The sequence below is a fragment of the Streptomyces sp. NPDC093252 genome, assembly GCF_040683675.1.
Lineage (GTDB): Bacteria > Actinomycetota > Actinomycetes > Streptomycetales > Streptomycetaceae > Streptomyces.
Genome location: NZ_JBFBEM010000001.1, coordinates 398,329 through 420,234 on the forward strand (window position 1 = coordinate 398,329; position 21,906 = coordinate 420,234).

A 21,906-nucleotide genomic window follows, 5' to 3' on the forward strand; every position below is an offset into this window, starting at 1 on the left:
TCACCAGGACTCCTGGGCGTCGACGACGTCCGGGTGGGGTGGCAGCGCGCCGGGGCGGTCCACGCCGTAGGCGGGGTTGAGTCCCAGGGCGACCCGGGTGCCGTCCCCTTCCAGCAGGACGCGCGAGGGCCCGCCTATGTGCTCGTTCTCCACGTAGTAGCGGGTCCGGGTATGGACGGCCTCTATGGCGTGCCGGAGGGTGGCCAGGTCCAGTGCCTCGGGGCCGTCCTGGACGCCCTCGACGAGCCCGTCTATCAGGGTCTCGGTGAAGGGGTCCGACAGGGGCCAGAAACTCGATGTCCCGGCGGCCATGACTGAGGCGGTGGGCGCGGCGGCGGCGAACGCGGCCAGGGCGGTGCCCACCTGGCCGCAGTCCAGCAGGACCACGGGACGGGCCGCCCGGCTCGCCCCGACGATCCCGGCCACGGCGTCGAGGCCGATCCCGCTGTCCGGGCCGCCCGCGAACCAGACCAGCAGCACGTCCGACGCCGCGTCGGCGGACTCCCGGAGCGCGTCGAGCACCTCGTCTGGTCGCTCCACGCCGGGGAACGCGCGGGTGCTGCCCCGGTGGAAGGCGCCGCCGGGTCCGGGAGCGGTGAGCACCCGTGCCAGCCGCCCCGCCAGCGCCTCCGGTTCCCCGAGCGAGGGTGCGTGGCGCAGTCCCGCGCTGGACCCGACGAGCACCGCGCGGGACCGCTCCCGCTCGGGCAGGAGGGGGTGGCGCGGTGGCAGCACCGGAGGCATGATCATCTGGTTCCCCTTGCACGGTGGTGGGGCGCGGGACGGATCCGTTCGCATCGGCGCGAGCGCCTTCCAGGATCGCGCACGGCACGGGATCACGCAGGGAAATCCGCGGGCTCCCGGGCCGGGCCGGACCCGTCGGCGGCCCGCACGCCGGGCGCACCGAGGGCGGGCGCTGCGGCGATGAGGCGTGCGGGGCGGGGCCCTCGGGCCGGGGTACGTACCGTGACCTGTGAGAATGGCGGCGAGGGCAGGGCCGTCACGGGACGGGTCGGCGCGGTACGGCGCGAGAGAGCGGTTTCGGGTGTCGCAGCGGGGACGGGGACCGCAGGGCCTGGTCGAGCGGATGGAGCACCATCAGGTCCCGGTCTATCTGGCGGCGATGGCGGCCGGTGGGCTGCTCGGCTGGACGGCACCGGGGCTCGGGCCGGGGCTGGAGCACACGATCAACCCGGTGCTCGGGGCGCTGCTGTTCGTCACCTTCCTCCAGGTCCCGGCCGCCGAGCTGGTGCGCTCGCTGCGCGACGGGCGGTTCCTGTCGGCGGCGCTGGCGGTCAACTTCGTGGTGGTGCCGCTGGTGGTGGCCGCGATGTTCGCGTTCCTGCCGGACGACCGGGCGGTGCGGCTCGGGGTGCTGCTGGTGCTGCTGTGCCCGTGCGTGGACTATGTGATCGTCTTCTCCGGTCTGGCGGGTGGTTCCAGCCGCCGGCTGCTGGCGGCGACGCCGGTCCTGCTGGTGGCGCAGATGCTGCTGCTGCCGGGGTTCCTGTATCTCTTCATGGGCCCGGACCTCGCCGACACCGTCGAGGCGGGTCCGTTCGTCGAGGCGTTCGTCGTCCTCATCGTCGTCCCGCTCGCCCTGGCCTGGGCGCTCCAGGCGTGGGCGGCACGCGCTCCGGGCGGGCGCCGGGTCTCGGACGCGGCGACCACCACGATGGTCCCGCTCATGGCGGCCACGCTGCTCGTCGTGGTGGCCTCGCAGGTCCCCAAGCTCGGCGACCGGCTGTCCGACGTGGCCGCCGTCGTCCCGTTCTTCGCGCTGTTCCTGGTGGTGATGGCGTTCGCGGGGAAGGGCGTGGCGCGGCTGCTGCGCCTGGACGCGTCCGCGGGGCGGGCGATCGTCTTCACCGGGGCGACCCGCAACTCCCTGGTCGTCCTGCCCCTCGCCCTCGCCCTGCCCGGGGACATGGCCGTCGCGGCGGTGGTCGTGGTGACGCAGACGCTGGTGGAGGTCGTCGGCATGGTGGCGTATGTCCGTCTGGTGCCCCGGCTGGTGCCGGAGGGGGACGCGCAGGCCGGGGGCTGACCCCACCCGCACCCGGGCGGATCCGGGCGGCCCCGGGCGGCCCGCGCTCCCAGGACAAGATGCGAATCGTACGAGATCTCCGGGGTCCGGGAGCCGCCGTCGGAGCCGTGTTCTCCGGGGCCCGGCCGCCGTCCGTGCCGAGATGTCCGGGTGCGGCGGTCATCGGTGCCGAGACCTCGGGGGTCCGGCCGCCGTCGGGGCCGTGCTCTGCGGGAGGACTCGGCCGCCATCGGGGCCGTGCTCTGCGGGACTCGGCCGCCGTCGGGGGCGAGATCTTCGGGGCCCGGCCGCCGTCTGTGCTGAAATCTCAGGGCCCGACCGCCGTCATTGCGCAGATCTTTCCCCTACTCGGGCGGTTTGCTCACCCTATACACGCTCGCAATGAATTGTCCCAATTGGCCGGGGTAGCAAAGACATCGGGATCGAGAGACCTGGTGGTCGCGGAGCTGCACATGTCCTTCGTCCCGTGATTCAGATCGAGCCCCTGAGTCGTGTCCGCGCACAGTCGCCGGTCCGCTCTCCGCACAGCGGAATCCGGCGCGGGGCTGTTCCCGTCACCCCGGCAGGAAGCACTTCCTGCCCCATCTCATGGACGCGCCTTCCGGCCTGACGGCCCGACCGCCGCCGGTCGGCGCGCGCACACCGCTGCCACCCGCCGTGCCTTCCCCTGCGAGGAGTCTGTGATGCCACGATCCGAGCCGCCGCTCCCACCCACCCGGGTGGCCGGCACCCCGGCCACCCGCCACGGGACCGTGCGGCGGCCCGCCGCCCCGCTCCGGGCCGCCGCATGAGCGAGCGCGCGGCGACCGCGTCGGCGCACACCTCCCTGGCGGTGTCCCTGGAGACCTCCCGTCGGCTGCTGACGGCGTTCTTCGCCGGTCTCGGCGCCGCGATGGCGGTCTGGGGCGCCCGTCTCCCGTCCGTCCAGGACGCCGCGCAGATCGGCGCCGGACGCCTCTCCCTGGTCCTGCTCGCGGCGGCCCTCGGCATGGTCGCCGGACTGCAACTCGGCTGCCATCTGGCCCACCGCCACGGCCCCTCGCGGCTGCTGGCGGGTCCCGGCGCGGTCTTCGGCCTGGCCCTGGTGCTGCTGGCCCAGTGCCGCTCCCTGTCCACGCTCATCGCGGCGGCCACCCTCTTCGGGCTCGCGCACGGCGTCCTGGACGTCGGCGTCAACTCGGCCGCCGTCAACTGCCAGACCGCCTACGGCCGCCCCATCATGGCGTCGCTGCACGCCGCGTGCTCGGTCGGCGGGGTGGGGGGCGCCGCCCTCGCCGCGGGCGCCGCCCGGATCTCCCACACCCTCCTCTTCACCGTCGTCGGCGCACTGGTCGCCCTGGCCGCCGCCGTAGCGGCCCCCGCCCTGCGCCTGGCACCCCAACTGGACGCGGACCCCGCCGGGGCGGGCGCCCACCGCGACCCGGGGTCCTCGTCACGCCGCACGGTGTGGCTGCTGGCCGCGCTCGCGGCGGCCTGTCTGCTCAGCGAGGGCGCGGCGCTGGACTGGTCGGCGGTGCATCTGAGCGGACTGGGCGCCACTGAGGCGGTCGCCGCCGCGGCCTACGCCCTCTACTCGGCCGCGATGGCCGTGGGACGCCTCCTCGGCGACCGGCTCACCGAGCGGTACGGGGCCGCGACCGTGGTGCGGGCGGGGGCGGTGGTGGCGGCGGTCGGGCTGGGCGGCTCGCTGCTGGTCGGCAATGTCGCCGGGGCGCTGGCCGGCTGGGCGGCGCTGGGCCTGGGGCTGTCCATCACGGTGCCGTCCCTGATCACGGCGGCGGGCCGGGGCGGGCCCCGTACCGTCGGCGCCGTCACCGCGGTCGGCTACATCGGCCTCGTCGCGGGACCGGCGGCGATCGGGGCCCTGGCCACCCTCACCTCCCTCCCCCTGGCCCTCGCCCTCCCCGCCGTCCTGGCGGCGGTGGTCGCGCTCACCTCGCGCCGCGCGCTGGAGCCGCGTTGACAACCGGGACGATCCCGGCGGGTTGACTCCCCGACGAGAAAACCCACGTCCCACCCACCCCTCGACCACGAGGCCGATCACCCGATGATGAACTCACGAAACCCCGCATGCGAAGGAAGGCCGGATCCATGCATGGCGACGGGGCCTCAGCCCTTCTGCAACTCACTGACGTGCGCGTCGACGGATTCGGCGAGTCCGCGCAGGTCGTAGCCGCCTTCGAGGACGGTGACCAGCCGTCCGTCGCAGTTCCGCTCCGCGGCGTCCATCAGCATGCGGGTCGCCCAGCCGAAGTCGTCCGCCGTCATCTCCAGCGATGCGAGGGGGTCGCGTTCGTGGGCGTCGAAGCCCGCGGAGACGAGGATCAGTTCGGGGCGGAACGCGTCGAGGGTGGGGAGGATGCGGGCCTCGAACGCCTCGCGCAGTGCGGTGCCGCCGTCGCCCGGGGACAGGGGCGAGTTGACGATGTTGCCGACGCCGGTCTCACTGACCGCGCCCGTGCCGGGGAACAGCGGCATCTGGTGGGTGGAGGCGTAGAGCACGCTGGGGTCGGAGTAGAAGATCTCCTGTGTGCCGTTTCCGTGGTGCACGTCGAAGTCGACGATCGCCACCCGGCCCAGGCCGTGGTTGCGCTGTGCGTGGCGGGCGCCGATGCCGATGTTGTTGAAGAGGCAGAAGCCCATGGCGCGTTCGGTCTCCGCGTGATGGCCGGGCGGGCGGCTGGCGACGAACGCGTTCTGCACGTCACCGGCGAGTACGGCGTCGACCGCCTGGAGGGTGCCGCCGACGCCGCGCAGCACGACCTCCCAGGTGGACGGCTCCATCATCGTGTCGCCGCCGTCGAGGAGTACGTAGCCCTCGGCGGGGCGTGCCGCTTCCAGCGTGTCGACGTAGCGGTTGGAGTGGACATAGCGGGTCACGTCCGGGTCGGCGATGTTCGCTTCGACGCGGACGAGCCGGTCGAACCGCTCCTGCCGGAGCGTGGCCTCGACGACGCGGTACCGGTCCGGTCGTTCCGGGTGACCCGGCGTGGTCCGGTGGTCGGCGAAGGCGGGGTGATGTGTCAGCAGCGTGGCCACGGCGGTTTCTGCTCCTCTGGGGGTTCGATGGGGTGGGCGCGCACGCGCCGCTACCGGAGTGGGCGGGCCGTGGCGGCGGAAGGGGAGCGGGGCGTCGGTCGCGCCGGAGTCCGCAGTCGTGCGCGGCCCGTTCCTGCGGGGTGAGGGATGTCCCGGACGCCTGCGTCTCCCATCCTTGCCGACTCGCGGCCCGGTGTGCAGTCGGGAGGGGTCAGCGGGTGGCGTGGTCGGCGGCCTCGATGACGTCGGTAACGGTGCCGGAGTGGCTGATCACCACCGCGTGGGAGGCGCCCTTGACCTCGACGGTGTCGGCGGCGGCCCGGTCGTACATGAAGCGCTGGAGCGCCGGGGGGATGGCCTTGTCGGCGCCCGCGACGACGGCCCAGGACGGGGTGTCACGCCAGGCGGCGGCGAGGGTGGGGTCGGTGAGGAAGGAGGCGCTCATGGGGCGCTGGGTCGCGTGCATCAGGTGGGTGACCGAGCGGGGCAGGTCCGCGGCGAAGGCGGAACGGAACTTGTCGGGCTTCAGGTACAGGTCGGTGCCGGTGGTGCCGTCGGGGTTCGGGAAGGGCACCTCTTCGACGGCTTGCGGGAGTTCGCTCTGCGGGTACCGGCCGAACAGTTCGCTGAGCCGCTCGCCCCGGTCGGGCACCGAGGCGGCGACGTAGACCAGCGCCTTGACGTTCGGGTTGCCCGCCGCCGCGTTGGTGATGACGGCACCGCCGTAGGAGTGGCCGGCCAGGACGACCGGGCCCTCGACTGCGGCGAGGACGCTTCTGATGTAGGGGGCGTCGGTGGTCAGCCCGCGCAGCGGGTTGGCGGGTGCGATCACCCGGTAGCCGCCGTCCTGGAGGCGCTCGACGACGCCCTCCCAGCTCGTGGAGGCGTCGGCGAAACCGCCGTGCACCAGCACCACGGTCGGCCTGGTCCCGGCACCCGTGCCGGTGCCGGTGGCCGGGGTGGCGGAGGCCGTGGTGGCCAGTACGGTGGCCACGACGGTGCCGGTGGCCGCCGCGGCGGTCAGGCCGCGGTGCACGACCGTTCTGCGCATATCGCTGTCCTCTTCCTCTTGTGCGGTGGTGACCCGCGTGGATGGGCTGGGCTGTGGTCCGCTGTCCCGGTGCGGGACCTTGCCCGGGGTGCTTTTCTTCCACCGTTCCGGGTTCCGCACTGCCCGGCCGGTATCTGTCCCGGGGTGTGTCCTTCGGGGGATGCCGGGCCGTTTCCCTGCCGGTACGTGTGCTGCGGTGCCGGCTGGACGGAGCTGCTGTCCGGGTCCGCCGTCTCTTCGCCGGGAGTGCCGGGCGGGATGGGAGGCCGGTCGGGCGGTCGTTCCGGGGTGCGGGGGGATCCTGTGGTGCGGGGCTGGTTTCAGTCGGTGCCGGGGCGGGCTGGGCTGTTTCTGCCGGTCACGCTCCTGGGCCGGCGTCTTGGGCTGTGCCGGAGGGGGCTGTGCACACAGCCCCCTCCTGTGTACTGCCGGGTACGGCGATCAGGCTCAGGCGGTCGGGATGATTCCGAGCTGCTGGAGGGCCTTCACGCCGTCGTCGAGCCCGAGTTCCTCGACGATGAGACCGTTCTGGATCCTGAAGACGGTCGTGCCGGAGAAGTAGATCTTCTTGCCGGACACGGCCGGTACGGAGCCGATGGGCAGGTCGTCGAAGACCGGCCCGGTATGCGTGCCGCCGCCCGCCCACTGCCCGACGACGTAGTCGCCCTCGGCGATGAGGTCCGCGGTGCCCGAGAAGCCAAGGTCGGGGAACGAGGCGCGGAAGTTGGTGATGTAGGCACGGATCTCGTCCCGGCCGCGCATGGGCTTGTGCATCGAGTACTCGAACCGGACGTCCGGAGCGGCGAGTTCGTCGATGACATCGGGGTTGAAGGAGCTGCCCCAGAAGCCGGTGAACCAGCGGCCGACGATGTCCTTGTTCTGTTCGAGCGACATGGTCTCTCTTCCTTTCTCCAGGTGCCACCGGTGCGTCAGAGGCGCTGGTGACACTCTGGAGACGCGGCCGGACCCGGAACATGAGACTGGAAGTGATAATCGGTGGATCGGTCTGGATGACGTGCCTGACGGGTGGGGCTGTTGAGGGGGTTTCGGAGCGTGCCGGGCCTGCCCGGCGGGCGGTGCCGGGGGGAGGCGTGGTGGCGGCTGCCCGGCGGCTGCGGTGCCCGGGAGGTCGGTCCCCGGGCATGGCCGGGGTGGCGGCCGGTGAGGGGGAGGGGGCGTGACGCCGGGGAGCGGCTGTGGGTTCCGTTCAGGCCGCTGTCTCGGTGGAGTCCAGGCCGAGGGCCTCGTAGATGGCCTCGGTGGGTGTGCCGCCCTGGACGGTCACTCGGTCGATGCCGGCCGCGCGGGCATTGCGCAGGAGTACGATCTTGAGTGCGTGTGCCACCCATGGTTCCTGGGTGGGTTCCGTCCAGGTCACGGCGTCGCGTGCGGTGTCGCCGGTCGGGTCGATGATGGAAATGCCGACGGTCTCGTTGCCCCGGCACGCCACAACGGCGAGGGTCCTGTCGCGGATGGTGAAGGGCATCACGTCGATTCCGCCGAACATCATGGCGGACTGGAGCAGTTCTCCCGTCCCCTTGCCGGGGCGGGCCGGCCGGGTCTGCTTCTCCCCGAGGTGCGGGAAGGAGTAGGCGGCTGCGGTCGCGAGCCGGGTCGTCGGCCGGTAGTTCTCGGCGGTGAAGCCGGTCAGGTCGTATGTCCTGCTGTGCCGGTCGGCCACGGGGTTCTCCTCCTGTGCGCCTCTTGCGGTGGCCCGTGCGGCTGCCGGGCGTGCGGCGGGCACGGGCACACCGTGCCGGCCGGGCCGGCGGGTGCCGGGCGGTCACCGGCCGTCTCCCGGCACCGGGGAGGAGCCTGTCCGTCCGGGGGCCGGATCCGGCTGTGCTGAGGGGCGGGCGGCCCGGGCGCCGGCCGCCCGCCCCGGTCCTGTCCTACTTCGCGAACTTGGCGTTGAGGGCGAAGTAGTCGATGGAGGCGGCCATGGCGGTGTCGGCTCCCGCGAGGAAGGCGCGGGCGGCGTCGGCGGCGGCGGTGTAGGCGACCTGGGCGATGGCGGTGCCGGCGGAGTACCGGGAGACCCCGGCCTCGCGGAGCTGCTGGGGGGCGGGGGCGCCGGGCAGCCACAGGGCGTTGATCTTGAGGCCGGTGTCGCGGGCGACCGCGGCCAGGGCGTCGAGGTCGAGGAGGCCGGGGACGAACAGGCCGCAGGCGCCGGCTTCCCGGTAGGCGTTGCCCCGGGCGATGACGTCGGCGAGGCGGCCGTCCTCGTCGCCGACGCCGAGCAGGAAGACGTCGGTGCGGGCGTTGATGTACAGGTCGACACCGGCGTCGTCGGCCGCGGCGCGGGCGGCTGCGATGCGTCCGGCGGCGGTCTCGGTGCCGTAGAGCGGGCCGTTGTCGGTGGCGCCGGAGTCCTCCAGGTTGATGCCGACGATGCCGGTGGCGAGGAACTGTGTGATCGTCGCGCGCAGGCCGTCGGTGTCGTCGACGTAGGCGTTCTCGATGTCGGCGCTGACGGGGAGGTCCGTGGCGGCGACGATGCGCTCCAGGTTGGCCAGCACGTCCGCCCTGGCCAGCGAGCGCCCGTCGGCGACGCCCTGCGACCAGGACTGCGCGCCGGAGGAGGTCGCGATGGCGGTGGCGCCCGCCTCGGCGGCCAGCCGGGCGCTGCCGGCGTCCCAGGCGTTGGGCAGGACGAGGAAGTCCTCGTGCAGGCCGCGGAAGAGTTCGGCGCGCTGGTGCTGGAGGGTGGTGGACATGGGTGGTGGTGCTCCTTCCGGACCGGGTCTCGGTCTTGTGGTGGGTAGACGCACCGGCGGCGGGAAACGTGAGACGCCCCGGGAGGGATGTTTTCCGAGAGGTCTTCCGGGAGAGTGGTTCAGTCCTGGATCCACAGCCGGGAGGCGGCGTAGCTGCGCCAGGGCCGCCAGGCTTCGGCCGCGGCGGCGGGGTCGTCGGCGCCGCGGGCGGCCAGTGCCCGGCGCAGGACGGCGTCGCCGGCCGGGAAGGCGTCGGGGTCGGTGCCGGCGCGGACGGCCAGGTAGTCCAGGGTCCACGGCCCGACCCCGTAGGCCGCGCCCAGGGTGGCGCGGTCCGGGAGGTTCCGGGTGTCGCCGAGGTCGGCGAACAGCGCGGCGACGGCCAGCACGGTGCGGGCGCGGGCGCGGGTCAGGCCGATGCGCTCACGCAGCTCGTCGGCCGGCTGGCCGGCGACGACGCGCGGGGGTGGGAGCAGGCGCAGGCCGCCGGCGAACGCCGGATCCGGCGGGTCGGCGCCGTAGGCGGCGATCAGCCGGGAACCGAACAGGCGAGCCGCCGACAGCGACACCTGCTGGCCGATCACGGTGAACAGCGCGGCCTCGTAGGCGCTGTGGAACCGGGTGATCCGCACCCCGGGCCGGGCCGCGACCAGCGGCCCGATGACCGGGTCGGCGGCCAGGGCGGTGTCGACGGCGGCGATGTCGGCGTCCAGGTCGAACCAGCCGCGCACCCGCTGCCGGATCCGGGCCTCCAGGCCCCTGGTGCCGTCGGCGGGGGTGCGGATCGTCACCCCGTCGGCGTGGACGCGCAGGGCCAGGGCCACCGGGCGGTCGTCGACGTCGATCCAGCGGCGCAGGACCCCCCGGTCGCCGTCGACGGCGTGCAGGCCGTCGATGCGGTGGGCGGTCAGGACCGCCAGGGCGCCGCGATGGTCGAACGGGCCCGTCGGGGCGGTGCGCCGGGCGGCCGGTGCCATGGTGTGCCTCTCGCTGTTTCCCACACCGCGCACTCCGGTGCCGGGGTGTGCGGTGTGCAGGAACGGGGGCCGGAGCGGCGTGAACGGGTCAGAACAGATGTCCGGGTCCGGCGGGCTCCGGGGCCGAGGCCGCGACCGACGCCTCGGCCGGGGCTTCCAGGTCCAGCAGGGCCTGTTTGCGGGGCAGTCCGCCGCCGAAGCCGGTGAGCTTGCCGCCGGCACCGACCACCCGGTGGCAGGGGATGGCGATGCTGACCGGGTTGCGGCCCACGGCCTGTCCGACGGCCTGGGCCAGACCCTTGTCGCCCAGCCCCGCGGCCCGGGCCTGGGCCAGGCCCTCCTCGCCGAGTTCGGCGGCGATGTCGCCGTAGGTGATCCGCGCCCCGAACGGGATCTGCCGCAGCCGCGCCCACACCCGCTCCTGGAACGGGTCTCCGTGCGTGACCGCCGGGACGTCGAAGACCTGCCGGTTCCCGGCGAAGTACTCCCCGAGCTCGCGCCGGGCCTGCCCCAGTACCGGGTCGGTGCCGGCGTCCACGGCCCGGCCCCAAGCCGATTCCGGGGGCGTGTACCGGTAGCCGGGGAAGTACAGCCCCGCCAGCGCCCCGTCGTGGGCGATGAGCAGGAGATCCCCCACCGGGCTGGCCACGTGGCTGTGCCGGACGTCCATATCGATCACCCTTCCGTGCGTCGTCTGCCTCACATCGTGCAGACGTCCCGGCGGCCCGGAATGTGAGATGCGTGTCGGCGGCCGGCCGTGGCGCGGCACGGCAGGGCAGTTGAGGGGACGGTTCATCCGCAGGCCGGGCCTGGGTGGGCGGCGGCACCGAAGCCCTGTCGGCGATCCGGTACCGCCTCGGCACGCCCCGGACCGGGTTCCACCGGACCGGGGCGTGCCGATGAGACCGGGGGTGCGGCCGGTGGCAGTGCGGCCGGTGCCCGGCGGCCGACGGTCGGCGTCAGTCGGTCAGGCCGGTCAGGCCGGTCAGGCCGGTCATGCGCAGTGTGATGCTCAGCCGGCCGGCGTCCAGGCCGCAGCCGGCCGGCGTCCAGGCCGCAGCCGGCCGGGGCGGTGCCGGGGTGGATCCGCGGGACGCCGTGGAATGCCAGCCGGGACGGTCCGCCGAACACGAACAGGTCGCCGGAGGCCAGTGGCAGGTCGGTGTAGGGCTTGGTGCGGGTCCGGGTGTTGCCGAACCGGAAGGTGCAGGTGTCGCCGATCGACAGTGAGATCACCGGTGCCGGGCTGGGCTCGTTGTGGTCCTGGTGCATGCCCAGGTGGGCTCCGGGGTCGTAGAAGTTCACCAGCGCCGCATCGGGGGTGTAGCCGGCGACCAGGTCGTCGGGATGGCCGGTGTCGGTCAGGGCGCGGCGGCCCAGGGTCACCAGCCAGTCCGGCAGCGGCAGCACCGCCGCGCCGTTGACGTCGTCGGCGGTGCGGCTGTACCGGTAGGGCTGCCAGTGCCAGCCCAGGCACAGGCTCCGCACGCTCATCCTGTGCCCGCGGATGCTGGGGGCGCGGGCCGGGACGGGGCCGGCGGCCCAGGTGCGGTACTGGTGGACGAGCCAGGTCTGCTGGTCCGCGGTGAGCCAGCCGGGCCGCAGATGCGCCCCGGGTGCGGGGCTGACCGGTTCGCGTGGGGTCTGCGGCAGGTCGAACAGTGCTGCCGTCGTCGCTGTCATGGTCGTGTCCAGGGGGTCGTGCGAGCTGCGGGGTCGGTGATCGTCCCGGCGGCGGCCGGTGCGGCCGGGGTGCGGCCGGAGCCCGCAGTGGTGCTCCGGGACCCGCGGGTCGCGGCGGGTGGTGGGGCGCCGCGCGTCCTCGCGGCCTTCCACGCCTGGTACTGCTGTGGGCAGCAGATCGCGCAGGGACGGTAGCCGGCCGCGATCGCGGTGGCCTCGTCGGCAAAGAACACCCGGTGCCGGACGTAGTGGCCCTTGGCGATCCAGCGCAGCGCCGAGGGGCAGTCCAGCCGCCCGTAGCCTTTGATCCTGCGGTGCCCGCCCAGGGTTCCCTTCACCGCGGATTCGTACGGCCGGCCGTCGGCACCGATGAGGGTGTACGTCTTCGGGGTGTTCATGCGGCGTCGTGGAAGACCAGGGCCAGGGTGTGCCTGGTTCCGGAGCGGATCGCGGAGACGCCGTGCCGGACCGGGGCGGCCGACCACCCGCGCGCGGATTTCACCGGCCGGTCGCGGGTGGTGAACACGAACCCGTGGCCCTGCGGCAGCAGCGTCGACGTGCCGCGGGACTGCGCGCGGGGCCGCTGCTCGACCAGCAGGAACTCCCCTCCGGTGTGGTCGGTGCCGGGCCGGTCCAGGTTGATCACCACCTGGAGCGGGAACACCAGGTCCCCGTACAGGTCGCGGTGCAGGGCATTCCAGTCACCGGCGCCGTAACGCAGCAGGATCGCCGTCGACTTGGCCTGTCCGGCGGCGTGGCACATGTCCAGCCACTCGTCCAGGGTGTCCGGCCACGGCGCCGGCCGGCCCAACCGGTCCCACCAGGTACGGGCAATCGGCAGCAGCCGCGGATACAGCGCCTGTTTGAGCTGCTCGACCGGCTCGGGATAGGGGGCGTGGAAGTACTTGTACTGCCCGGACCCGAACCGGTGGCGGGCCATGTCGACGGTGGACCGGAACACCTCCGGCCGCTCGTACAGGTCCCGGACCCCCTCGGCCTCGCCGGGCGTGAGGAGCTGCGGCAGCAGCGCGCCGCCGAACTCGTCGAGTTCGCCGGCCACCGCGTCCCAGTCCGCGCCCGCCACCCGGGCCGCCCATGGGCAGGTATCCTCCGCGATCGTCAGCGTGCTCATGCCGCCGCCTCCAGTTCCAGCAGGGTCGTCTTGGCCCCGGCGCCGCCGATGTAGCCGCCCAGCGTGCCGTCGGTGCGCAGCACCCGATGGCACGACACCATCACCGGCAGCGGGTTGGGCGCGCACACCGTCCCTCTTTCACTTCGAAGACGGCGCCGGCCCCGCGAACGTGAGATCCGAATCCGGACCGGGCCCGGCGGACGGATGCCAGACCGGTGCGTACCCGGCGGCGATCACCCCCACCGTCACCGCCGGTGTCAACACCTCCACCACCCGCCCGGCAGCGACCTCCTGCGCAGCGCCGTACCCCGCCATCGACCACGGCCGCCACACCCCTCGCGCCCACAGCCCGTCCCTGCCGTCCAGCCGGAAGAACACCCCGCCGGGCAGATCGCCGGCCGCCGCCTGAAACGTCCGCTGCGACCAGTCCGCCGTCCGCCGGTCGGCCGCCAGCCTCAGATCCATCTCCGGCGCACCCACGACCTCCCCGGCAACGGCGGCCCACGCCTGCTTGAACCGCCGGTAGTCCGGCACCCGGCACAGCCCGCACGGACGATGCCCCGCCGCCAGTGCCGTGGCCTCGTCCAGGAAGAACAGCTCCGTCAGCTTCCCCCGCTGCCACTGCTCCCGCCACCAGCCCTTGAACTCCAGCACACAGCACACCCACGCCCGCGTCCCCTGCCGCCGCGTCGGCAACCCGCCCGCACCCAGCAGCGAACCCCGGTTCCCCCAGAACAACCCCCGCCCCGGATCAGCCACCAACCGCCCATCCGGCCGCACCCGATTCGCCCGGCCCGTACGAACAGCACCCTCAACCGCAGCCACGACCCACTCCTCACCTCATCACCGAACCCGCCGGCAGAACCCGCCGCGGGCTCAGTGGAGACGCCGACAGCCACCGAAACGTGAGACTGAGCCCGCCACAACGGCACGGCATCCCACTACCGGCGGGGTTCATCACCACGCGCTGGTCGATCAACCCCGCAATGCCCGCCTGTGTCCAGATCAGCCGAGCGGCCCCGTTCGGCGCGGGCCCGGCGCAGCGCGGCGGCCCCGGCCGCCGCGGCCCGGCGACGCCGCTGAGGGCGAACCTGCCCGATCGGGGCTGGCGCCCCATCAGTGATAGCGCCGGGCTCGGGGAACGCGCGGCGCGACAGCCACGGCGGCGGGCGGCAGCACCCGCCGCGGTCACCGGCCCCGTATGCGATCTCACGTTCCACGCGCCGTGTCCGTCTACCGGCCGGAAGAAGGGAGACGCGGATGAACACCCGGCACGTCGTGATCGAGACCCCTCCGGGCCCGGTCACGATCGTCGCGAAGGACGAGACGATCACCGGCCTCTACTTCGGGCACCCTGCCCGCCGGCCTCCCGAGGACACGTTCGGACCCCAGGCCGACGAATCGACGGACCCCCTGCTCAACGAAGCGGTCCGCCAGCTCCGCGACTACCTGGCAGGACGGCGCAGACAGTTCGACCTTCCGCTCCGGGCCGAGGGCGACTCGTTCCAGCACGCCGTCCGGGACATCGTCAAACACACCCAGTGCGCGGACACAGCCACCCACGGCCGTACCGCCGGACAGGCCGGCGACCACACACCGGCACGGAAGGCCGGCCGGGCCGCGGCCACCAACCCGCCGCCCGCCCCCGCCCCGCACCACCACGCCGCCGGCTCCACCGGGGCCCTGCCCGGACACGCCGGCGGCCCTACACCCGAACAGCCGCTGCCGGCACCCCAGGAGCCGCCCACAGACAGCAAAGGAAGGTCGTTCTGACCCGGAATCTCACATCTGCCACCGCACATACGTCGTCAATGGGATGGACATGAAACAGCCGTTCGAGAGTCTGGTCGAGCAGCACGGGGCGACCGTGCTGGGGGTCTGCCGGGTCGTCCTCGGCCCGCACGACGCGGACGACGCGTGGTCGGAGACGTTCCTGTCCGCCCTGCGCGCCTACCCCGACCTGCCGGAGACCGCGAACGCGCAGGCGTGGCTGGTGACGATCGCGCAGCGCGAGGTGATCGACGTGCTGCGCACCAAGAAGCGCAGTCCCCCGCCGGTCGACGAGGCACCGGACGCAGCGGCGGGACCCCGTGTCCTGGATGCCGGGGCCGCCGGACTGTGGGCCACGATGCGGGAACTGCCCGACCAGCAGCGCCGGGCCGTCGCCTACCGCTATGTGGCGGGACTGGCGTACACGGAGATCGCGGAGATCCTCGGCGGCACCCCCGAGGCGGCCCGGAGAGCCGCCGCGGACGGACTGAAACACCTCAGGAAGCACCATCCGGGCGCGCTCACGAAAGGAGCAATGCCGTGACCGACGACATGCACACCGATGACGGCCCGGCCGTCCCGCTGCCGGCGCCCGTGGACGCCGGCACCCTCCGCCGGCTCCACCACCGGCTGGAACAGGCCGCCGAACAGGCCGACCTGATCGACATCGCCTACACGACCGTCGACTCGCCCGTCGGCCGACTCCTGCTCGCCGCCACCCCCAAGGGGCTGGTCCGGGTGGCCTACGCCGGCGAGAACCACGACCGGGTGCTGGAGGACCTCGCCCGCGAACTCAGCCCGCGCATCCTGCACGCCCCCGAACGACTGGAGGAAGCGGTCCGCGAGATCGACGAGTACTTCGCCGGGCACCGCCAGGTCTTCGACCTGACACTGGACCTGTCCCTGTCGCACGGGTTCCGGCGCCTGGTGCAGGCCCACCTGCCCGAGATCGGATACGGCCAGACCCGCAGCTACCGCGACCTGGCCGAACTCGTCGGAAACCCCAGGGCCGTCCGGGCCGTGGGCACCGCCTGCGCCACCAACCCCATGCCCATCGTCGTCCCCTGCCACCGCGTCCTGCGCACCGACGGCACCCTCGGCGGCTACATCGGCGGATCCGACGCCAAGACCACGCTGCTGCACCTGGAGGCCGCGGCATAGGCACCACCCCGGCCCGGACCATGCGCCGGACGGCGAGTTCATGGCCGGCCGGGGTCGGGATCACCCGAGAAGGCGTTCCCGGTGGGCGGCGAGGATGTCCGCCACGGGGGCGGTGCGCGGATCCGCGCCGAGCCGTTCCGGGAACCGCCGGGCGGAGCGCCGGGCGGGCCGGGCACCGCCGAGCCCGAGCCGGAGCGCGCCCCGTGGCGACCGCGCCTCGGCCCGCCCCGGAACAGCCCCTCGGCGGCGGGCATCCCCGACAGACACTCCACGGCACGACCGCCCGTCGCCTCCTGTCCGGCGACGGTCACCGGGCCGGAGCCGCCGTCGAACGCGGCTGTGTTCTCCCCCACCCGGCACAGCACGGCAAGATGGCCGCCCTCCGACGACACGGCAGCGGGGGCCTCCGGCCGCGGCGGCCCGGCCCTCCCCCGCGGAGCCCCGGCTACCGCCCCGGCCGTACCCCCCACCCCCGCTACGGCAGCCGCCGTACGCCCCAGTGACGGCCCCCGGGGGATGTGTGGGAGCAGCGCGGACGACACCTTTGGCAGGTCGAACCCGACGTCATGTCATGACCCTTCGTCTTTCTCCCACCCCATCCCATTGTGCGCGGACCGGCCGGAACGGACCGGACACGGCCCGCGGGAGGACAGAACATGCAACGCCTATTCGCCGGCATCGCCGCCGTCGCCCTTCTGCTCGGCGCCACCGCCTGTGGTGCGTCCGCCGACTCGGACAGCTCCGCCTCCGAGAGCGGCGGCGTCACCCGTGTCAACGTCGGAGTCATTCCGATCGTCGATGTGGCCGCCCTCTATCTCGGCAAGGAGCAGGGGATCTATGAGAAACACGGTCTCGATCTCTCGATGACCACGGCGCAGGGCGGCTCGGCCATCGTGCCGGGCGTGGTCAGTGGGCAGTTCCAGTTCGGCTTCAGCAACACGACGTCGCTGATGGTCGCCCAGAGCAATGGCGTCCAGGTGAAGGCCGTGTCCAACGGTGTGGCCACCACGGGCGTGAACGGCGAGGACTACGGCGGGCTGGTCGTCCAGGAGGGCAGCCCGATCAAGTCCGCGAAGGACCTGGAGGGCAGGACCGTCGCGGTCAACACCCTCAAGAACATCCTCGACACCTCGGTCCGCGAGTCGGTGCGCAAGGACGGCGGGGACCCGTCGAAGGTGAAGTTCGTGGAGTTGGCCTTCGACCAGATGCCGGCCGCCCTGGACAAGGGCCAGATCGACGCCGCCATGGCGGTCGAGCCCGCGCTGACCACGATCCTGGAGCAGGGCGGCGTGCAGATCGCGTCCCCGTACGCGGACGTGGCCGAGGACCTCACCGTCGCCATGTACTTCACCTCGCAGGAGTACGCGCAGCAGAACCCCGAGGTGGTGGAGAAGTTCCAGCAGGCCACGGCGGAGGCGCTGGCCTACGCCAACAGCCACCCGGACGAGGTCCGTGACATCGTCGCCACGTACACGGAGATCCCGGCCTCGGTGCTGTCGAAGGTGACCCTGCCGAAGTGGCCCGAGGACATCAGCCGTTCCTCGGTGGAGCGGCTGGAGCAACTCGGCCAGCAGGACGGCCTGTTCAAGACCGCCCCGGACCTGGACGAGCTGCTGCCGTGAACGCTCCGAACATCGCCCTCGGCGCGGCGGGCCTCGCGGCCTTCCTCGCCGTCGGCGAGGCCCTGCCCCGGCTCGGCCTCGTCAGCACCGACTACTTCCCGCCGCCGAGCGACATCGCCGGCGCCCTGGGCGAGGAGTTCGGCGACCCGGCGTTCTGGTCGGCGCTCGGGGACACCCTGACGGGCTGGGTCCTCGGCCTCGCCCTCGCCTCGGGCGCCGGCATCCTCGTCGGCCTGCTCCTCACCCTCGTCCCGTTCTTGCGGCGGGCCACCGCCTCCACGATCGAGTTCCTGCGCCCCATCCCGTCCGTGGCGCTGATCCCCCTGGCCGTCCTGCTGTACGGCTCCGAACTCCGCTCGGTCCTGCTGCTGGTGGTCTACGCGTCGTTCTGGCAGATCCTCCTCCAGGTGCTGTACGGCGTGCAGGACGTCGACCCGGTCGCCGACGAGACGGCCCGGTCGTACGGGCTGGGCACCTGGGCCCGCGTCCGGCATGTGACCTGGCCGACCGCCCTGCCCTATGTCATGACCGGGATCCGGCTCGCCGCGGCGGTCGCCCTGGTGCTCGCCATCACCGCGGAACTGGTCATCGGCGCACCGGGGCTGGGCTCCCTCATCGCGGTCGCCCAGGCGTCCCAGGCCGTGCCGGACATGTACGCGCTGATCACGGTGACCGGCGTCCTCGGACTGCTGATCAACGTCGGTGCGCGGGCCGTGGAACGGCGGGCGCTGGCCTGGCACCAGTCCGTGCGCGGGGAGGTGGTGTCATGAGGGCGCTGACCCGGCAGGTGCTGTTCGCGATCGGGCTGCCCGCGCTGCTGTTCGGGGTGTGGTGGGTCGCGTCGGACGGGAGCACCGATCCGTTCTGGCCGCCCCTGCGGACGATCCTGGAGACCTTCCCCTCGGTGTGGACCGGCGAGCGGCTGCGCGCGGATCTGCTGCCCAGTGTGCTGCGGCTGACCGGGGGTTATCTCCTCGCGGCCGTGGTGGGCATCGCTCTGGGCACCCTCATCGGCTCGTACCGGGGGGTGCGGGCGTTCTGCGAGCCCGTGCTGGAGTTTCTGCGGGCCGTGCCGCCGCCGGTGCTGGTGCCGGTGATCATGCTGTTCGCGGGCATCGGCGACACCATGAAGATCGTGGTGATCGCGAGCGGCTGTGTCTGGCCGATCCTGCTCAACACGGTGGAGGGCGTGCGCGCGGTCGACTCGGTGATGCTGGAGACGGCCCGCTCCTACCATCTGCGCGGGGTCGGGCGGCTGCGGCATCTGGTGCTGCGTTCGGCGAGCCCGCAGATCGTCGCCGGTCTGCGGCAGGCCCTGTCGGTCGGCATCATCCTCATGGTCATCAGCGAGATGTTCGCGGCCAACAACGGGATCGGCTTCACGGTGGTGCAGTTCCAGCGCAGTTTCGCCATCCCCGACATGTGGACCGGGATCCTCATCCTCGGCCTGCTCGGCTTCCTGCTGTCCCTTGCCTTCCAGTTCGCCGAGCGCCGGGTGCTCGGCTGGTACCACGGCCTGCGCGCGTCCACCCGGCGGTCGTGAGTGAACATTGTGAAAGGGCGAAACCATGCTCGACGTACGGGGCCTGCGGAAGGTCTACCAGGGGTCCGGCCGGCAGGTGGAGGCGGTCCGGGACCTCACCTTCACGGTGCGGGCCGGTGAACTGGTCTGTCTGGTGGGGCCGTCGGGCTGCGGCAAGACGACCCTGCTGAAGTGCATGGGGGGACTGCTCGAACCCTCCGGCGGACAGGTGCTGCTCGGCGGCGAGGCGGTCACCGGTCCGCCGCCGGGCATGGCGATCGTCTTCCAGGAGTACGGGCGCAGTCTCTTCCCGTGGATGAGGGTCGGGGAGAACGTCGAACTGCCCCTGAAGCAGAAGGGAACCCCGAAGGCGAGGCGCCGGGAGCTGGTCGCCGACGCGCTGCGGTCGGTCGGACTCCCGGACGCGGCCGACGCCTACCCGTGGCAGTTGTCCGGGGGCATGCAGCAGCGGGTGGCCATCGCCCGCGCGCTGGCCTACGAGCCCCAGGTCCTCCTCATGGACGAGCCGTTCGCGGCGGTCGACGCGCAGACCCGCGCGGATCTGGAGGACCTGGTGCGGACGCTGTGGCGGGAGCGCGGGATCACCGTCCTGTTCGTCACCCATGACATCGACGAGGCGGTCTACCTCGGTCAGCGGGTGATCGTCCTCTCCGCCTCACCGACCGTCGTGCAGGACGAACTCGTCGTCGACCTGCCCGACGAACGCGACCAGTTGCACACCCGCGTCGCGCCGCGCTTCACCGAACTGCGGACGCATGTCTATGAGCAGATCCAGGCGGCGAAGCGGGCGGTGGGGCGGGAAGCGGTGGGGAAGGAGGCGGACGGGTCGGCCGCGGCTGCCGCCGCCGACGGGCACCGGTCCGGCTGAGGCCGGCCGCCGGCCCCCTCGTCGGACTTCCGGCTTCGGGAGGGGCGAGGGGGTGGCGGCGCCGGTCGATTTCGTGCGGGGTGCCGTCGGCCGGGGCTCCGAAAGCCTTCGGCCCTCGGGTCTCCGAACGCTTTCGGCCCTCGGTTCCGGGGGCGCCCCGTCGGCCGGCCCGGGAGTGTCCCTCCGGCGTACCCGGCGGACGTCCTCTCGGCGGGCCCGGTAACGTCCACCCCCTTACCCGGAGACTAAGTCTCCGCTTTGCCGTATGGTGACGGCATGAACGATGCCTCGATCCGGGTGGCCATCGCCGACGATCAAGCACTGCTGCGGGGCGGCTTCCGCGTGCTGATCGACTCGACCGACGATCTGACGGTGGTGGGCGAGGCCGAGACCGGCCGCGAGGCCATCGAGGTCGTCCGCCGCACCACACCGGACGTCGTCCTCATGGACATCCGCATGCCCGACCTGGACGGTCTCGCCGCCACGCGCGAGATCGCCTCGGACCCGGCGCTGGACGGCGTCCGCATCGTCATCCTCACCACCTACGAGGTGGACGAGTACATCCTGACCGCCCTGCGGGCCGGGGCGTGCGGCTTCCTGGGGAAGGGGATGCGCCCGGCGGAACTGCCGGAGGCCATCCGGATCGCGGCGCGCGGCGAGGCCCTGCTGTCGCCCAAGGCCACCCGGACCCTGATCGCACGCTATCTGGCGCTGCCCGACGGGCCGCCGTCCACCGTGTCCGGGGTACTGGCCGACCTCACCGACCGGGAGCGGGAGATCGTGGCGCTGGTGGCCGAGGGGCTGTCCAACGAGGTCATCGCCGACTACCTGATCATCTCCCGCCAGACCGTCCGCACCCATGTGCACCGTGCCATGGCCAAGCTCGGCGCCCGCAACCGGGCGCAGCTCGTGGTGTTCGCCTATCAGACGGGGCTGGTCCGCCCGTCGGCGGCGGATCTCTAGGGGCTCCAGGACCTGGATCCGGTGGCGCCGGACCGCTCCCCGGGTGCCGGGCGGTCGCGGCACGGCTGGTCCGGCTGGGCGGTGGGGAGCAGCGCCTCCACGCGGAACCGGTCGGCGCCCCGCTCGACGTCGAGGTGGCCGCCGACCGAGGCCGCCCGCTCGTGCAGACCGAGCAGACCGCGCCCGGTGCCCCAGTGTTCCCGGCGGGGCGGCGCCGACCCGCCCGCCGCACCGCCGTCGACGGGGTTGACGACTGTGATCCGGAGCCGGTGCGCCGCGCCGGACAGGCGTACCGTCGCCGTCCGGGGGGTGGCGTAGCGGAGGGCGTTGGTCAGGGACTCCTGGATGATGCGGTAACCGGCGAGGCTCACGGCCGGGCTCAGGGCGGGCGGGTGTGCGCGGTCGCGGTGCAGGTCGATCGCCAGACCGGCGGCCCGGAACCCGGCGAGCAGGTCGTCGAGGCGGTCGAGGCCGGGCAGGGGTTCGGTCGGGGGCGGCGCCTGGGCGTCGCCGTCGGGCTGGCGCAGCACGGTCAGGATGGTGCCGAGTTCGGTGAGCGTGGCGCCGCTCGCCGTGATGACGTGCTCGATCGCCGTCTCGGCGGCGTCCGGCTCCCGGCGCAGCAGTTCGGCGGCCACCCCCGCCTGGAAGTTGATCACGGTGATGCTGTGGGCGACGATGTCGTGCAGTTCGCGGGCGAGCCGCAGGCGTTCCTCGGCCACCCGCCGGGACGCCTCCGCCTCCCGGGTCCGTTCGGCGCGCTCGGCGCGGTCCTCGATGGCCCGGATGTAGGCGCGGCGGCTCCTGGCCGCGGCGGCGATGGCGGTGGCCGCGGCCAGCCAGGCGATCAGTACGAAGTTGCCGGCGTCGAAGAAGTGACGGCCCGTCACCAGCAGTGCGGGGAGGGCGATCACGGCGGCGGTGACCGTGCCGACGATCAGCGCGCGGGTGCGCGGAGCCGCCACGGCGGCCGAGTACAGCGCCACCAGGCAGCACACGATGCCCGGCCCGGGCTCCCCCCGCCACAGCAGCACGCCCAGGAAGACGGCGGTCGTCAGGGCGAGGGCGGGCACCGGCATGCTCCGCCGCACCGTCAGCGGCGCCGCCGAGAGGAACGTGACCAGGACAGCGGACCGGGCGGGGACACCGTCGCCGAGGAAACCCGGCAGCACGATGGCCGCGCAGACCGCCGCCAGCGCCCCGTCGACGAGGAACGGATGTCCCGGCACCCGGCCCCGGATCGCGCCCGGCGCCCTCGCCCCCACCACCGCATCCCGGGCGGCGGTGTCGCGCGGCCCGGGCACTCCGACACAGTTCACGCCGCTCACCG

General features: G+C 73.2%; 25 protein-coding genes. 10 read left to right on the forward strand and 15 right to left on the reverse strand.

The window, feature by feature from the left end:
* Window positions 1-750 (reverse strand): hypothetical protein, encoded by a 750-nt coding sequence (locus AB0O01_RS01520; protein WP_365309798.1) that lies wholly within the window; start codon window positions 748-750, stop codon window positions 1-3.
* Between the two features lie 337 nt (window positions 751-1,087).
* Here AB0O01_RS01520 and AB0O01_RS01525 point away from each other — a divergent pair, with 337 nt between their 5' ends.
* Both AB0O01_RS01525 and AB0O01_RS01530 read left to right on the forward strand, forming a co-directional pair.
* The gene (locus AB0O01_RS01525; RefSeq protein WP_365310469.1) at window positions 1,088-2,047 is read left to right on the forward strand and encodes a bile acid:sodium symporter; all 960 of its coding nucleotides are present in this window, start codon (window positions 1,088-1,090) and stop codon (window positions 2,045-2,047) included.
* 787 nt (window positions 2,048-2,834) lie between these two features.
* A complete protein-coding gene (locus AB0O01_RS01530) occupies window positions 2,835-4,010 on the forward strand; it encodes an MFS transporter (protein WP_365309799.1) in 1,176 nt (391 codons plus the stop codon).
* A 146-nt stretch (window positions 4,011-4,156) separates the two neighbouring features.
* On the opposite strand, the gene AB0O01_RS01535 is transcribed toward AB0O01_RS01530, so the two are convergent.
* The 12 genes from AB0O01_RS01535 to AB0O01_RS01590 form a co-directional block, all read right to left on the reverse strand.
* Entirely contained in the window at window positions 4,157-5,086 is a 930-nt protein-coding gene (locus AB0O01_RS01535) for a histone deacetylase family protein (protein ID WP_365309801.1), read from the reverse strand.
* A 211-nt stretch (window positions 5,087-5,297) separates the two neighbouring features.
* Entirely contained in the window at window positions 5,298-6,137 is an 840-nt protein-coding gene (locus AB0O01_RS01540; protein ID WP_365309803.1) for an alpha/beta hydrolase, read from the reverse strand.
* A 447-nt stretch (window positions 6,138-6,584) separates the two neighbouring features.
* On the reverse strand, window positions 6,585-7,031 hold the full coding sequence (locus tag AB0O01_RS01545) for an ester cyclase (RefSeq protein WP_365309805.1): 447 nt from the start codon (window positions 7,029-7,031) through the stop codon (window positions 6,585-6,587).
* A gap of 313 nt (window positions 7,032-7,344) precedes the next feature.
* Window positions 7,345-7,818 (reverse strand): hypothetical protein, encoded by a 474-nt coding sequence (locus tag AB0O01_RS01550; protein WP_365309807.1) that lies wholly within the window; start codon window positions 7,816-7,818, stop codon window positions 7,345-7,347.
* 211 nt (window positions 7,819-8,029) lie between these two features.
* Entirely contained in the window at window positions 8,030-8,857 is an 828-nt protein-coding gene (locus tag AB0O01_RS01555) for an isocitrate lyase/phosphoenolpyruvate mutase family protein (protein WP_365309809.1), read from the reverse strand.
* A 119-nt stretch (window positions 8,858-8,976) separates the two neighbouring features.
* Entirely contained in the window at window positions 8,977-9,858 is an 882-nt protein-coding gene (locus AB0O01_RS01560) for an AlkA N-terminal domain-containing protein (RefSeq protein ID WP_365309811.1), read from the reverse strand.
* A gap of 64 nt (window positions 9,859-9,922) precedes the next feature.
* Window positions 9,923-10,504, reverse strand: a complete 582-nt coding sequence (locus tag AB0O01_RS01565; RefSeq protein ID WP_365309813.1) for a methylated-DNA--[protein]-cysteine S-methyltransferase — start codon at window positions 10,502-10,504, stop codon at window positions 9,923-9,925.
* A 122-nt stretch (window positions 10,505-10,626) separates the two neighbouring features.
* Entirely contained in the window at window positions 10,627-11,517 is an 891-nt protein-coding gene (locus AB0O01_RS01570; protein ID WP_365309815.1) for an alpha-ketoglutarate-dependent dioxygenase AlkB, read from the reverse strand.
* Window positions 11,514-11,915, reverse strand: coding sequence for a hypothetical protein (locus AB0O01_RS01575; RefSeq protein ID WP_365309817.1), 402 nt, complete (start codon window positions 11,913-11,915; stop codon window positions 11,514-11,516). Before AB0O01_RS01575 ends, AB0O01_RS01570 begins: the two co-directional genes overlap by 4 nt.
* The gene (locus AB0O01_RS01580) at window positions 11,912-12,649 is read right to left on the reverse strand and encodes a 2OG-Fe(II) oxygenase (RefSeq protein ID WP_365309819.1); all 738 of its coding nucleotides are present in this window, start codon (window positions 12,647-12,649) and stop codon (window positions 11,912-11,914) included. The genes AB0O01_RS01575 and AB0O01_RS01580 overlap by 4 nt, the downstream gene beginning before the upstream one ends.
* The gene (locus AB0O01_RS01585) at window positions 12,646-12,777 is read right to left on the reverse strand and encodes an MGMT family protein (protein WP_365309821.1); all 132 of its coding nucleotides are present in this window, start codon (window positions 12,775-12,777) and stop codon (window positions 12,646-12,648) included. Before AB0O01_RS01585 ends, AB0O01_RS01580 begins: the two co-directional genes overlap by 4 nt.
* A 10-nt stretch (window positions 12,778-12,787) precedes the next feature.
* Window positions 12,788-13,303 carry a hypothetical protein gene (locus AB0O01_RS01590; protein WP_365309823.1) on the reverse strand — a complete coding sequence of 172 codons (516 nt, stop codon included), beginning with the start codon at window positions 13,301-13,303 and terminating at the stop codon, window positions 12,788-12,790.
* Between the two features lie 606 nt (window positions 13,304-13,909).
* Between AB0O01_RS01590 and AB0O01_RS01595 the strand changes: the two genes are divergently transcribed.
* Genes AB0O01_RS01595 through AB0O01_RS01605 form a run of 3 tightly spaced genes read left to right on the forward strand, consistent with a single transcriptional unit; the run spans window position 13,910 to window position 15,580 of the window.
* Entirely contained in the window at window positions 13,910-14,422 is a 513-nt protein-coding gene (locus AB0O01_RS01595; protein WP_365309825.1) for an MGMT family protein, read from the forward strand.
* Window positions 14,423-14,471: 49 nt separating this feature from the next.
* Window positions 14,472-14,963, forward strand: coding sequence for a sigma-70 family RNA polymerase sigma factor (locus tag AB0O01_RS01600; RefSeq protein ID WP_365309827.1), 492 nt, complete (start codon window positions 14,472-14,474; stop codon window positions 14,961-14,963).
* On the forward strand, window positions 14,960-15,580 hold the full coding sequence (locus AB0O01_RS01605) for a methylated-DNA--[protein]-cysteine S-methyltransferase (RefSeq protein WP_365309829.1): 621 nt from the start codon (window positions 14,960-14,962) through the stop codon (window positions 15,578-15,580). The genes AB0O01_RS01600 and AB0O01_RS01605 overlap by 4 nt, the downstream gene beginning before the upstream one ends.
* A gap of 38 nt (window positions 15,581-15,618) precedes the next feature.
* Here AB0O01_RS01605 and AB0O01_RS01610 read toward each other — a convergent pair whose 3' ends face one another.
* Window positions 15,619-15,972: a hypothetical protein gene (locus AB0O01_RS01610; RefSeq protein WP_365309831.1), complete on the reverse strand. Its 354-nt coding sequence runs from the start codon at window positions 15,970-15,972 to the stop codon at window positions 15,619-15,621.
* 264 nt (window positions 15,973-16,236) lie between these two features.
* Here AB0O01_RS01610 and AB0O01_RS01615 point away from each other — a divergent pair, with 264 nt between their 5' ends.
* The 5 genes from AB0O01_RS01615 (at window position 16,237) to AB0O01_RS01635 (ending at window position 20,576) form a co-directional block, all read left to right on the forward strand.
* Complete coding sequence (locus tag AB0O01_RS01615) at window positions 16,237-17,202, forward strand: ABC transporter substrate-binding protein (protein ID WP_365309833.1); 966 nt, start codon at window positions 16,237-16,239, stop codon at window positions 17,200-17,202.
* A complete protein-coding gene (locus AB0O01_RS01620) occupies window positions 17,199-17,972 on the forward strand; it encodes an ABC transporter permease (RefSeq protein WP_365309835.1) in 774 nt (257 codons plus the stop codon). Before AB0O01_RS01615 ends, AB0O01_RS01620 begins: the two co-directional genes overlap by 4 nt.
* Window positions 17,969-18,745: an ABC transporter permease subunit gene (locus AB0O01_RS01625; protein WP_365309837.1), complete on the forward strand. Its 777-nt coding sequence runs from the start codon at window positions 17,969-17,971 to the stop codon at window positions 18,743-18,745. Before AB0O01_RS01620 ends, AB0O01_RS01625 begins: the two co-directional genes overlap by 4 nt.
* A 25-nt stretch (window positions 18,746-18,770) precedes the next feature.
* Complete coding sequence (locus AB0O01_RS01630) at window positions 18,771-19,613, forward strand: ABC transporter ATP-binding protein (RefSeq protein ID WP_365309839.1); 843 nt, start codon at window positions 18,771-18,773, stop codon at window positions 19,611-19,613.
* Window positions 19,614-19,889: 276 nt separating this feature from the next.
* Window positions 19,890-20,576 carry a response regulator transcription factor gene (locus tag AB0O01_RS01635; protein WP_365309841.1) on the forward strand — a complete coding sequence of 229 codons (687 nt, stop codon included), beginning with the start codon at window positions 19,890-19,892 and terminating at the stop codon, window positions 20,574-20,576.
* Here the strand turns inward: AB0O01_RS01635 and AB0O01_RS01640 are convergent.
* On the reverse strand, window positions 20,573-21,895 hold the full coding sequence (locus AB0O01_RS01640) for a histidine kinase (RefSeq protein WP_365309843.1): 1,323 nt from the start codon (window positions 21,893-21,895) through the stop codon (window positions 20,573-20,575). The two genes, AB0O01_RS01635 and AB0O01_RS01640, sit on opposite strands and share 4 nt — an antisense overlap.
* Window positions 21,896-21,906: the final 11 nt, after the last annotated feature.

What these genes read in the sequence shown, in the direction of transcription:
- AB0O01_RS01520 (WP_365309798.1), bottom strand. Translation starts at nt 750, where the DNA reads ATGATCATGCCTCCGGTGCTGCCACCGCGCCACCCCCTCCTGCCCGAG.
- AB0O01_RS01570 (WP_365309815.1), bottom strand. Translation starts at nt 11,517, where the DNA reads ATGACAGCGACGACGGCAGCACTGTTCGACCTGCCGCAGACCCCACGC.
- AB0O01_RS01625 (WP_365309837.1), top strand. Translation starts at nt 17,969, where the DNA reads ATGAGGGCGCTGACCCGGCAGGTGCTGTTCGCGATCGGGCTGCCCGCG.
- AB0O01_RS01565 (WP_365309813.1), bottom strand. Translation starts at nt 10,504, where the DNA reads ATGGACGTCCGGCACAGCCACGTGGCCAGCCCGGTGGGGGATCTCCTG.
- AB0O01_RS01630 (WP_365309839.1), top strand. Translation starts at nt 18,771, where the DNA reads ATGCTCGACGTACGGGGCCTGCGGAAGGTCTACCAGGGGTCCGGCCGG.
- AB0O01_RS01575 (WP_365309817.1), bottom strand. Translation starts at nt 11,915, where the DNA reads ATGAACACCCCGAAGACGTACACCCTCATCGGTGCCGACGGCCGGCCG.
- AB0O01_RS01580 (WP_365309819.1), bottom strand. Translation starts at nt 12,649, where the DNA reads ATGAGCACGCTGACGATCGCGGAGGATACCTGCCCATGGGCGGCCCGG.
- AB0O01_RS01595 (WP_365309825.1), top strand. Translation starts at nt 13,910, where the DNA reads ATGAACACCCGGCACGTCGTGATCGAGACCCCTCCGGGCCCGGTCACG.
- AB0O01_RS01555 (WP_365309809.1), bottom strand. Translation starts at nt 8,857, where the DNA reads ATGTCCACCACCCTCCAGCACCAGCGCGCCGAACTCTTCCGCGGCCTG.
- AB0O01_RS01600 (WP_365309827.1), top strand. Translation starts at nt 14,472, where the DNA reads ATGAAACAGCCGTTCGAGAGTCTGGTCGAGCAGCACGGGGCGACCGTG.
- AB0O01_RS01615 (WP_365309833.1), top strand. Translation starts at nt 16,237, where the DNA reads ATGCAACGCCTATTCGCCGGCATCGCCGCCGTCGCCCTTCTGCTCGGC.
- AB0O01_RS01525 (WP_365310469.1), top strand. Translation starts at nt 1,088, where the DNA reads ATGGAGCACCATCAGGTCCCGGTCTATCTGGCGGCGATGGCGGCCGGT.
- AB0O01_RS01635 (WP_365309841.1), top strand. Translation starts at nt 19,890, where the DNA reads ATGAACGATGCCTCGATCCGGGTGGCCATCGCCGACGATCAAGCACTG.
- AB0O01_RS01530 (WP_365309799.1), top strand. Translation starts at nt 2,835, where the DNA reads ATGAGCGAGCGCGCGGCGACCGCGTCGGCGCACACCTCCCTGGCGGTG.
- AB0O01_RS01540 (WP_365309803.1), bottom strand. Translation starts at nt 6,137, where the DNA reads ATGCGCAGAACGGTCGTGCACCGCGGCCTGACCGCCGCGGCGGCCACC.
- AB0O01_RS01545 (WP_365309805.1), bottom strand. Translation starts at nt 7,031, where the DNA reads ATGTCGCTCGAACAGAACAAGGACATCGTCGGCCGCTGGTTCACCGGC.